This window comes from Cellulomonas uda, assembly GCF_006538705.1.
GTDB classification, from domain to species: Bacteria; Actinomycetota; Actinomycetes; order Actinomycetales; family Cellulomonadaceae; genus Cellulomonas; species Cellulomonas uda.
Map to the genome: position 1 here is coordinate 26,152 of NZ_BJLP01000042.1, position 8,712 is coordinate 34,863.

General features: G+C 70.9%; 10 protein-coding genes and 1 pseudogene. 6 read left to right on the forward strand and 5 right to left on the reverse strand.

Annotated elements, in window-relative coordinates; all coding sequences use genetic code 11:
• The first annotated feature begins 72 nt into the window (after positions 1–72).
• Genes CUD01_RS12130 through CUD01_RS12140 form a run of 3 tightly spaced genes read left to right on the forward strand, consistent with a single transcriptional unit; the run spans position 73 to position 2,539 of the window.
• Positions 73–1,194, forward strand: coding sequence for an ABC transporter permease (locus CUD01_RS12130; RefSeq protein WP_141321393.1), 1,122 nt, complete (start codon positions 73–75; stop codon positions 1,192–1,194).
• Positions 1,191–1,880, forward strand: a complete 690-nt coding sequence (locus CUD01_RS12135; protein WP_141321395.1) for an ABC transporter ATP-binding protein — start codon at positions 1,191–1,193, stop codon at positions 1,878–1,880. Before CUD01_RS12130 ends, CUD01_RS12135 begins: the two co-directional genes overlap by 4 nt.
• A gap of 17 nt (positions 1,881–1,897) precedes the next feature.
• On the forward strand, positions 1,898–2,539 hold the full coding sequence (locus CUD01_RS12140; RefSeq protein WP_141321397.1) for a TetR/AcrR family transcriptional regulator: 642 nt from the start codon (positions 1,898–1,900) through the stop codon (positions 2,537–2,539).
• On the opposite strand, the gene CUD01_RS12145 is transcribed toward CUD01_RS12140, so the two are convergent.
• Positions 2,533–3,888 carry a hypothetical protein gene (locus tag CUD01_RS12145; RefSeq protein WP_141321399.1) on the reverse strand — a complete coding sequence of 452 codons (1,356 nt, stop codon included), beginning with the start codon at positions 3,886–3,888 and terminating at the stop codon, positions 2,533–2,535. The genes CUD01_RS12140 and CUD01_RS12145 overlap by 7 nt on opposite strands.
• A 197-nt stretch (positions 3,889–4,085) precedes the next feature.
• A complete protein-coding gene (locus CUD01_RS12150; RefSeq protein ID WP_141321401.1) occupies positions 4,086–5,078 on the reverse strand; it encodes an NAD-dependent epimerase/dehydratase family protein in 993 nt (330 codons plus the stop codon).
• A gap of 246 nt (positions 5,079–5,324) precedes the next feature.
• Between CUD01_RS12150 and CUD01_RS12155 the strand changes: the two genes are divergently transcribed.
• Both CUD01_RS12155 and CUD01_RS12160 read left to right on the forward strand, forming a co-directional pair.
• Positions 5,325–6,215 (forward strand): sulfurtransferase, encoded by an 891-nt coding sequence (locus CUD01_RS12155; protein ID WP_141321403.1) that lies wholly within the window; start codon positions 5,325–5,327, stop codon positions 6,213–6,215.
• A gap of 129 nt (positions 6,216–6,344) precedes the next feature.
• Positions 6,345–6,869 (forward strand): hypothetical protein, encoded by a 525-nt coding sequence (locus tag CUD01_RS12160; protein ID WP_141321405.1) that lies wholly within the window; start codon positions 6,345–6,347, stop codon positions 6,867–6,869.
• A 353-nt stretch (positions 6,870–7,222) separates the two neighbouring features.
• Here CUD01_RS12160 and CUD01_RS12165 read toward each other — a convergent pair whose 3' ends face one another.
• Genes CUD01_RS12165 through CUD01_RS16620 form a run of 3 tightly spaced genes read right to left on the reverse strand, consistent with a single transcriptional unit; the run spans position 7,223 to position 8,297 of the window.
• Positions 7,223–7,822, reverse strand: coding sequence for a heavy metal-binding domain-containing protein (locus CUD01_RS12165; protein WP_141321407.1), 600 nt, complete (start codon positions 7,820–7,822; stop codon positions 7,223–7,225).
• Positions 7,823–7,831: 9 nt separating this feature from the next.
• A complete protein-coding gene (locus CUD01_RS12170) occupies positions 7,832–8,092 on the reverse strand; it encodes a hypothetical protein (RefSeq protein ID WP_141321409.1) in 261 nt (86 codons plus the stop codon).
• 34 nt (positions 8,093–8,126) lie between these two features.
• Entirely contained in the window at positions 8,127–8,297 is a 171-nt protein-coding gene (locus CUD01_RS16620; protein WP_166772043.1) for a hypothetical protein, read from the reverse strand.
• 211 nt (positions 8,298–8,508) lie between these two features.
• Between CUD01_RS16620 and CUD01_RS17445 the strand changes: the two are divergent.
• Positions 8,509–8,697, forward strand: a pseudogene (locus tag CUD01_RS17445) (IS481 family transposase); the annotation flags it as partial.
• Positions 8,698–8,712: the final 15 nt, after the last annotated feature.

Here is an 8,712-nt window from a genome sequence, read left to right on the forward strand (position 1 = left end):
CGACACGTTGTCGGCAAGACGGTGGCCGAGTTATGGTTACCGACATGGTGTCGACAACAGAGGTGGTGCGCGGTGTTCCTCGCGTGGCGTGAGCTGACGTTCGCCCGGGGGCGCTTCGCGCTCATGGGCTCGGTCGTGGCGCTCATCGGCGTCCTGATGGTCCTGCTGTCCGGCCTGTCCGTCGGGCTCGTCAACGACGGCGTCTCCGGGCTCAAGCGGATGCCCGTCGAAGCGTTCGCGTTCGAGGAGGACGTCGACCACTCCGCCGCGTTCGCGCGCTCGGCCGTGGACGTGACCGCGGTCGACGAGTGGGCGACGGTCGACGGCGTGAAGGACGCCGCTCCCTTCGGCAACGTGCTCGTCAACACGCGCACCGACTCCGGCGTCGACCTCGACCTCGCGCTGTTCGGCGTCCAGCCCGGCACGTGGATCGCACCCTCGTCGGCCACGGGCGAGGACCTCGCCGGCCCCGGCGAGGTCGTGCTCGCGGGCGACGTGCGTGACATGGGCGTCGACGTCGGCGACGTCGTCGTCATCGACCAGATCGGCACCGAGCTCACCGTCGTCGGGTTCCTCGACGGGCAGCACACGTTCGGCCACGTCGACATCGGCTACGTCGACCTGCCCACGTGGCAGGAGGTCCACGGCGGGGTACGCCCCGGCGAGGAGGCCCCCGCGTGGGTGTACGAGCAGGTCACCGCCGTCGCGCTGCGCGGCGACGGGATCGACCTCGCCGCCGGCGACGCCGCGATCGGCACGACGAGCATGACGCTCGACGAGTCCTTCGGCGCCTCGCCCGGCTACACCGCCGAGACCGCCACGCTGCAGCTCATCCAGGTGTTCCTCTACGCGATCTCCGCGCTCGTCGTCGGCGCGTTCTTCCTCGTCGTGACCATCCAGCGCAAGCACGAGCTCGCGGTGCTGCGCGCCATGGGCGCGAGCTCGCGGTTCCTGCTGCGCGACAGCCTCACGCAGTCCGCGATCCTCCTGGTGACGTCCACCGCCATCGGCGTCGGGATCGGCCTGCTGCTCGGCAGTGGGCTGTCCACGACCGAGATGCCGTTCGCGCTCGAGGCCGCGCCCGTCGCCGGGGCCGCCGTGCTCCTCGTCGTGCTCGGCATGATCGGCGCCGCCGTCGCCGTCACCCGCATCACCCGCGTCGACCCCCTCACCGCCCTCGGAGGCAACCGATGACCGCCGCGACCGCGACCGCAGGCCTGAACCTCGCCGGTGTGACGCTCCTGCACGGTGACGGGGACGACACCGTCACCGCCCTCGACGACGTGTCGCTCACCGTCCAGCCCGGCGAGCTCCTCGCCGTCGTCGGACCGTCCGGTGCGGGCAAGTCGAGCCTGCTCGCCGTCGCGGGCGGACTCATCCGCCCCACGTCCGGCACCGTGCACGTCGGCGACGCCGACCTGACCAACGCCTCGCAGCGTGACCTCGCGCGCCTGCGCCGCGCGCGCATCGGCTTCGTGTTCCAGTCCGGCAACCTGCTGCCCGCGCTCACCGCGCTCGACCAGCTCCGCCTGCCGCTGCAGCTCGGTCCCGTCGAGAAGCCGCGCGACCCGCGCGAGCTGCTCGACGAGGTCGGCATGTCCCACCGCGCCGACCGCCGCCCCGGCCACCTGTCCGGTGGTGAGCGTCAGCGCATCGGCATCGCCCGCGCCCTCATGACCCGCCCGCAGCTGCTGCTGGTCGACGAGCCCACCGCGGCCCTCGACCGCGCGCGCAGCCAGGAGGTCGTCGCGCTCCTCGCCCGCGAGTCCCACCAGCACGGCGTCGCCACCGTCATGGTCACCCACGACCACGACGTGCTGCACCACTGTGACAGGGTGCTGCAGATGACCGACGGCCGGCTGGAGGAGCACGTCGGCTGACCTGCCGGGAGGGATCCGTGCCTCGCATCAACGCCGCGACCGTCGCGGAGCACCGCGCCCGCCAACGGCGCGCGGTGCTCGACGCCGCGCGTGACCTGCTCGCCGAGACCGGGCAGGCGCCGTCGCTCGCCGACGTCGGTGCGCGCGCGGGCCTCGCGCGGTCCAGCGTGTACGAGTACGCGCGCTCGCGCGACGACCTGCTCGCGGCCGTGGTCGCGGACGTGCTGCCGAGCTGGGCGCAGCGCATCCAGGACGCCATGGCGCAGGCACCGACACCAGGTGCGCGCGTCTGGGCGTACGTCGAGGCCAACGTCGCGTTCTTCGCCGGCGACGAGCAGCGCGTCGCGCGGGCGCTCGGGAGCGTCGTGGACCCCGCGGTGCTGTCCGGGCCCATGCAGGAGTTCCACGCCGCGCTCCAGGAGCCGCTGCGCGCGGCGCTGCGCGAGCACGGCGAGCCCGAGCCGGACGCCGTGGCGGACGTCGTGGACGCGATGATCCTCAGCGCCACGAAGTCCGCCCGTGCCCGCCAGCGCCCGAGCGACCCCGCCGAGCGCACCGCGATCCTCGACCCGCTCCGCCGCCTCCTGGGCCCCTATCTCGGCCTAGCGCGGGACCGTTCCGGATGTTCGAGCCCGGCCGCCGAGGGTTCGACTCAGTAGTCGTCGTCCGGCAGGTCCAGGTTGTCGAACCACTGCCCGAGCTGTGTCTGGCTCTTGGGATCTTTGCGGTCGATCAGGATCCACAGGCGCTCATCAGGCAGGATCCGGTAGTAGACGCGGCCTGCGTTCGATCCCGACTTCTCGATGCGGATGTGCTCGCGGACCTCCCATACATGTTCGGTCGACTGGAACCGCCGCCCACTCTTGGCGCGGCGGTTGAGGTCCGTGAGGACCTCGCAGAGCTTCTCGGCCTCAGGGCAGCGACGAGGGTCCTCGAGAAACTCCAGAGCCCGTTGGTGCAGCACGAGTCGCGGCCACAGGCGCTGCCAGATGCCGGGCCCGCGTGGCGGGACGTCCGAGCGGCGAGCCAGCTGCGCGATCTGTTCGTCCCGCAGAGCGTTGAGGTCATCGATCTGGTCCTGCAGCAGCCGGACCTTGTCCTGCGACATCGCGAGTTTGGGCTGCAGGTCTGCGAGCTCGTCGAAGTACTCATCCGCGATCTTCTCGATCGCGTCAGCACGGTGTTTCGCCTCGAGGACGCGGCGCTCGAGCTCGGCACGCTCCGCACTCGGCAGCGAGTTGTTCTCGGCGGCGTTCGCCGCCGCCCGCGCTGCATCGGTCTCCGCGCGCTGAGCCCGTTGAGCGGCCTGCTTCTTCTCACGCCGGAGCCGCGCGATCGTCGTCAGCGCGGCAGCGAGCTCCGACTCCGTCTGCTGGGTGAGCGCCACCGCCGCATCACGTTGCTCTGCGAGGTCGTCGACGAGGTGACGGACCTGCGAGAGCCTGTGCTCGAGGGCGGTTAGCCGTTCCGCGATGGGTTCTGCGTCGGCTTGGGTAGGGGTCGAGACCTCGCCTGCGAGAACCGCCTCGACACGTGGCAGGCACTCCGTGCGGCTGCCTGTGAACGCGAGCCGGATGAACCAGTCGTAGTGGTAGCCGTCAGCCGCGGGCCGATGGCTGCTGTCCCACCGGATCACCCCGAGCCCGGAGTCGACGAACGCAGCGACCAGCCGCTCCGCGACTGGCTCCGTCGCGTCGAAGACGACGTAGTGACCGTGCTTGTTGGTTTCGACGGACCATCGCTCGACGAGGGGTCGCTCGCCGCCGGTGAGGGCTGGGGCGTAGACGACGGGCTCATCGGTGCGGATGAAGCGGGAGCACTCGGTCTTCCGGATGCCGGGCTCGTCCGCGTCGATGCGGTCTCCTACGTGGAGCGGGTAGACCTTGCCCTGATAGACGACGCCGCTCGTTCCGGACGGCAGCTTACGAAGCGGCCGGTTCGCGAGGTGCTCGAGCGTGCGCCCGCGTGACAGCACCTCGATGCGTGCGGCGGACCGGTACTCGCTCATCGCGACGACCTCATGTCACTGTCATCGGCTCACGCAGCTCTCCTCCCGAGTCCCGCACTCGTGACGACCGGGCGAGATCTGTGTTGCTCGCGGGAACACGCCCTCGTAGCGTTGGCGCCGCCTGAGGCATTAGCCGAGGGAAGTCGGAGGCTCCAGACTCGTCCGGACGGACGTGCGCTCGGGCCTCTCGCACGTCGTCAGTAGCCGGTGGTCTCGCGGGGGTGGTCGACGCACCAAGTGAGGGTCTCGCGGATGGCGGCGGGGACGTCGTCGGGCTCGATGCCGAGGACCGCGCAGACCGCCGGGTCGGAGACGGCGTCGCGGGCCTGGAAGCGCGCCGAGTCGGGCAGGTGGATTCCGTGCTCGACGCCCGCCGCGGTGGACTGCTCCTGGGCCGCCTCGTAGCCGGGGAGCATCACCTCGAGCGGCACGACGACCGCGTCCTGCGGGTCCCGGCCGACGGCGGCGAGGCACATCTGCTGGAACTCCAGGTACGACAGGTCGTAGCCGTTGATCGGGTAGCGCCCCTCGTGCTCGCCGTGCTCCATCGCCCCGACGGCGGCCTGCGCGACCTGCCGGACGGTGACCGACGACGTCGAGCCGCCGAGCACCGCGGCGGGGCCCTCCTGTCCGGCGACCATGTCGAGGAACATCTGCCAGAGCGGCCGCTGGTTCGGGACGGTGCCGAAGATGTACGGCAGGCGCAGCGTCATGACGTCCATCTCGCCCGCGCCCTCCAGGCAGGCGACCTCCTCCTGCATCAGGCGCGTGCGGGGGTAGCCGTTGCGCGTGCGGTAACCCAGGTCCGGCCACTCCTCGGCCCACTGCGCGGTGTACGAGCCGTACAGCACGAACTTCTGCACGCCCGACTGCCGGGCGAGGCGCGCGACGCGCTGGGTGGGCAGCACGTTCGCCTCGTAGAAGAACCGCGCCGCGGGCGCGGGCGGGACCGTGCGCTCGTCGGCGCCGATCGCGTAGAACACGGCGTGCTTGTCGGCGAGGAGGGCGAGCAGGTCGGTGTCCGTCATCGTCGTGACGTCGCCGAACCGTGCCGTGGCGGCCTCGGGCAGGAACGACGAGTCCTCGACGGGCAGCGACAGCGTGGTGACCTCGTAGCCGCGGTCGAGCAGCAGGTTCGTGGTGTGGAAGCCCAGGAGGCCCGTGCCTCCCAGGACGAGGACCTCGGTCATGTCAGCCTCCGTCGTCGGATCCGGTGCTTGCGACGTTAGGTCCGCCGACGCCACTCCCGGAGGGCTCAAGGTCCCGGGGTGCTGGCACGTCGTCGCAGGTCACCAGACGTTTCCGTCGTTCGGGTGGTGGTCCGACGAGGTTTCCGGGCGGCTTCGTCGGGAATGCCCGCCTGGTGGGCGTGGCCTTCCGGCCCGTGCGTCGCCCGCCTAGCGTCGAGGCGTCAGCCGACCGCCCGAGGAGGACCCATGCCCGCACTGCCGCCCCTGGTCAGCCCCGAGGACCTGCGCGACGCGCTGGACGGACCGGACGAGGTTCTCGTGCTCGACGCGTCGACTGCGCTCGCGCAGGGCAGCGAGGGCGACCCGTACACCGCGGAGCCGCTGCGCGCGCAGTACCTCGCCGCGCACGTGCCCGGAGCGGCGTTCGTCGACGTGAAGAACGAGCTGTCCGACCCCGGCGGCCCGTTCCTGTTCACGCTCCCGCCCGCCGACACCCTGGCCGCGGCGTTCGCCGCCGTCGGCGTCGGTGACGGCACGCACGTCGTCGTGTACGACACCGTCGGGTCCGCGTGGGCGACGCGCGTGTGGTGGCTGCTGCGCTGGCTCGGGCACGACGCGGTGTCGGTGCTCGACGGTGGCCTCGGCGCCTGGCGGGCCGCGGGCTTCCCGACGGCCTCGGGCGCGGCCGACGACGAGGCCGCCCGTGCGGGCGGCGTCACGCTGACCCCTCGCGAGCGGCCCGAGCTGCTCGCCACGCTCCCGCGGGTCGAGAACATCTCCGCGGGCGACGCGGCCGGGCTTCTCGTCAACGCGCTCGACCCCGCGACGTTCCGCGGCGAGCAGGAGGTCAGCCCCTACCCGCGGCGCGGCCGCATCCCCGGGAGCGTCAACGTGCCCCTGTTCACGCTCCTCGACCCCGCCACCGGCCGGTTCCTGCCCGTCGACGAGCTGCGCGCGCTGCTCGAGGACGCCGGCGTGCTGCAGGCCGAGGGGGCGGTCACGTACTGCGGCGGCGGGATCGCCGCGACCATGCCCGCGTTCGCGGCGTTCGTCGTGGACGGCACCGAGGTCGCCGTCTACGACGGCTCGTTGTCGGAGTGGACGTCCGACGACCGCCGCCCCGTCACGCTGGGCTGACGCTCGCCGCGAGGCACGTCCCCGGGCGCGTCGGTTCATGACGTCAGGCCGCGCCCTGGAGGTCCTCGGTGCCGGACGGGCATCAGTACCAGGCCAGGGCACGCGACGGCTGGGCGGCAGCAGACGTGCGTGTCAGACCGCGACGACAGGGTACGTGCCATCACAACGCTCTCGAACGACCAGTGGGAGACTGACATGGACGTGCATGAGCAGATCGATGAGTTCGGGCTGACCCCGGAGCACTCAGCCGCGCTTCGTGCGGTGATCGGGCTATACGCACCCGATGTCGACGTCCAACCCGGCTACATCAGCGTGCGTCCGCAGGGTCGGCACATCGCCGCGTACTTCAACCGGACGTTCGTCGACGTCGTCGTCGACCCCCTGAAGGTGGACGCGGTCGCCGTACAGAACCCCGGAACACGGGCGCAGCCGAAGCGGACCTCCACGACCGCGTACCTTCGGGTGCCCAAGGCGGTCATGTCCGCGGATCGTCTTGCGGAGATGGTTCTCGGAGCGCTCGCATGGCGTGAGGCGGGGACGAGCTGGGGAGGTGAGGTCACTCACTCCGGGGTCGGGGCAGACCTCGCAGGAGAGACGTGCCAGACGTGCTGGACCGAGCTCTCGAACAGTGGCGCGTGCGCGTGTGACGACTGACGCCGTCGGTGCACCTGGCGGTGCCGTCCGCCTGCCGCCTTCGCGCACCCTGGCGGTGACTGGCCCGCGGCGCACGGGAGGCGGATGGGCCGGGGCGTGCCAGGGCGCCAGGAGGCAGTGCCTCGTCGGGACTCGGCAAGCCGCCGATTCGGGTGTTGACGTCTGCAAGCGTGTCGTCCAGCACCGGGGCCACCCTTGCGCCGCGACGTCGCGGCCTCGGTGGCGTCCTCGGACAGGTTGCTACGGAAGCCCGGGCACGCTCACGTGCTAGACAAGCGCCGCCAACGGCGCTCGGTCGGCATAGTTCCACCCGGCTCGGGACACCGAGTGGCTCTCCATCACGCAGATCAGGCTCACGCGCTCTTCTCGATGACGACGGCGTTCCCATTCGCGGTCACCGCGAACAAGAACGGCAGGTACAGGGTCCCACCGCTGTTGCTGACCGTCTCGGGGTCTAGGGTCAGGTAGTCGAAGTCGACCCCGATCACGGCATTGCACCCGAGCGCGTAGGCGGCCTCCTTCAGCTCTGTCAGCGCGTTGCGCCGGATGTGCGCCAGGCCGGCCATCAGGTCCGTGGCGACGTCCCCGTTCACCCCGCCGAGCCAGCCGTGCCGAGGGCGATCCATGGACACGGCATCGTCGCCCGAGATGTAGCCCGAGTACCTCGTGATCCGGTACCCGTCGAAGTTGAAGCCCGATGTGATCAACATGCCGGCCAGGGCGTGCTGCTTCTCCTGCGCTGCGCGTTCACTCCGCTGCTGCTCGGCGGCGGCGCGCGCGTTCTCCTGGGCGGCGTACTGCCGGAAGGCCCCGACCAGCTCGTCCGTGTTGACGCTCTCATCGACCGAGAGCCCGGTCATGCCGACCCGGTGTGGTACTTGGGCGAGCTTGATCCACCGCTCGAACGCTGACGCGTCAAGCCCGTGCAACCTCGCGATGTCCTTCGCCTTCATGTCGTGCTCCTACCGCAGGTATCTGATGGCTTCGGGATTGGTCGGGTCGATGTCCAGGACGAGGCTCGCGTACCGACGTCGGTTCGCGGGATCGTCCCGACATCGTTCAAGCAAGGCCTGGACGTCGGCGTTTACGTCGATCACGGTCTGCCGAGACGGAACCTCGTCCGGCTGGAGCACAAACCGTGACCGGCAGTACGCGCACACCGCGTACCCGCCGTGCTCGCGGAGGTCGTTGCTGCCGCAGTTCACGCACGCGACCAGGATCATCGGGCTCCCACCACCTCGTTCGTCGGGGAGAGCATCAGAGGCCGAACGCTTCGGCGCGTGCCGCGTCGTACTCGTTCTGCGCGGCGAGGCCGGCGTCGACGCCCGCTTGAGGCTTTCCATGCCCGCAACTAGGTCTGGGCCAGCCTGACCGCCGTGCGGTCAAGGCGCCGACGACCGCTGCGATCGTGGCCTTGATCAGGCCCATCCTGCCCTCCTGTCGACGGACAGCCACGGGCGGCGTGCCCGGGTACGTGGCTCGACGACCAGGGCAGAGCCGGCACGCCGCGTTCACTCTCGCTCGTTTGGCGCTGTGCGAGTGGGTGTCGATCCGCTTGCTTCTTGACCATTGATCGACCGTCATTGCCGCCGTCTTGAGGGTCGGCCTCCCGCGGCGCTCCGGAGACCTCTGGGTGCCGGTGCGCGCACGCGGCCGGCTACACCACACCGGCATCGGCCGAACCCACGCCCGAGCCCCCGTGATCATGCTCATTGCCGGCCACGACGTCCGAGTCGTGCACGCCATCACCGGCGAGCTCCTGCGCGAGCTGACCATCGACCCCACCCGCGACTACCAACCCCAGAAACACAACAAGCCGGACCCCTGAGGGTCCGGCTTGTTG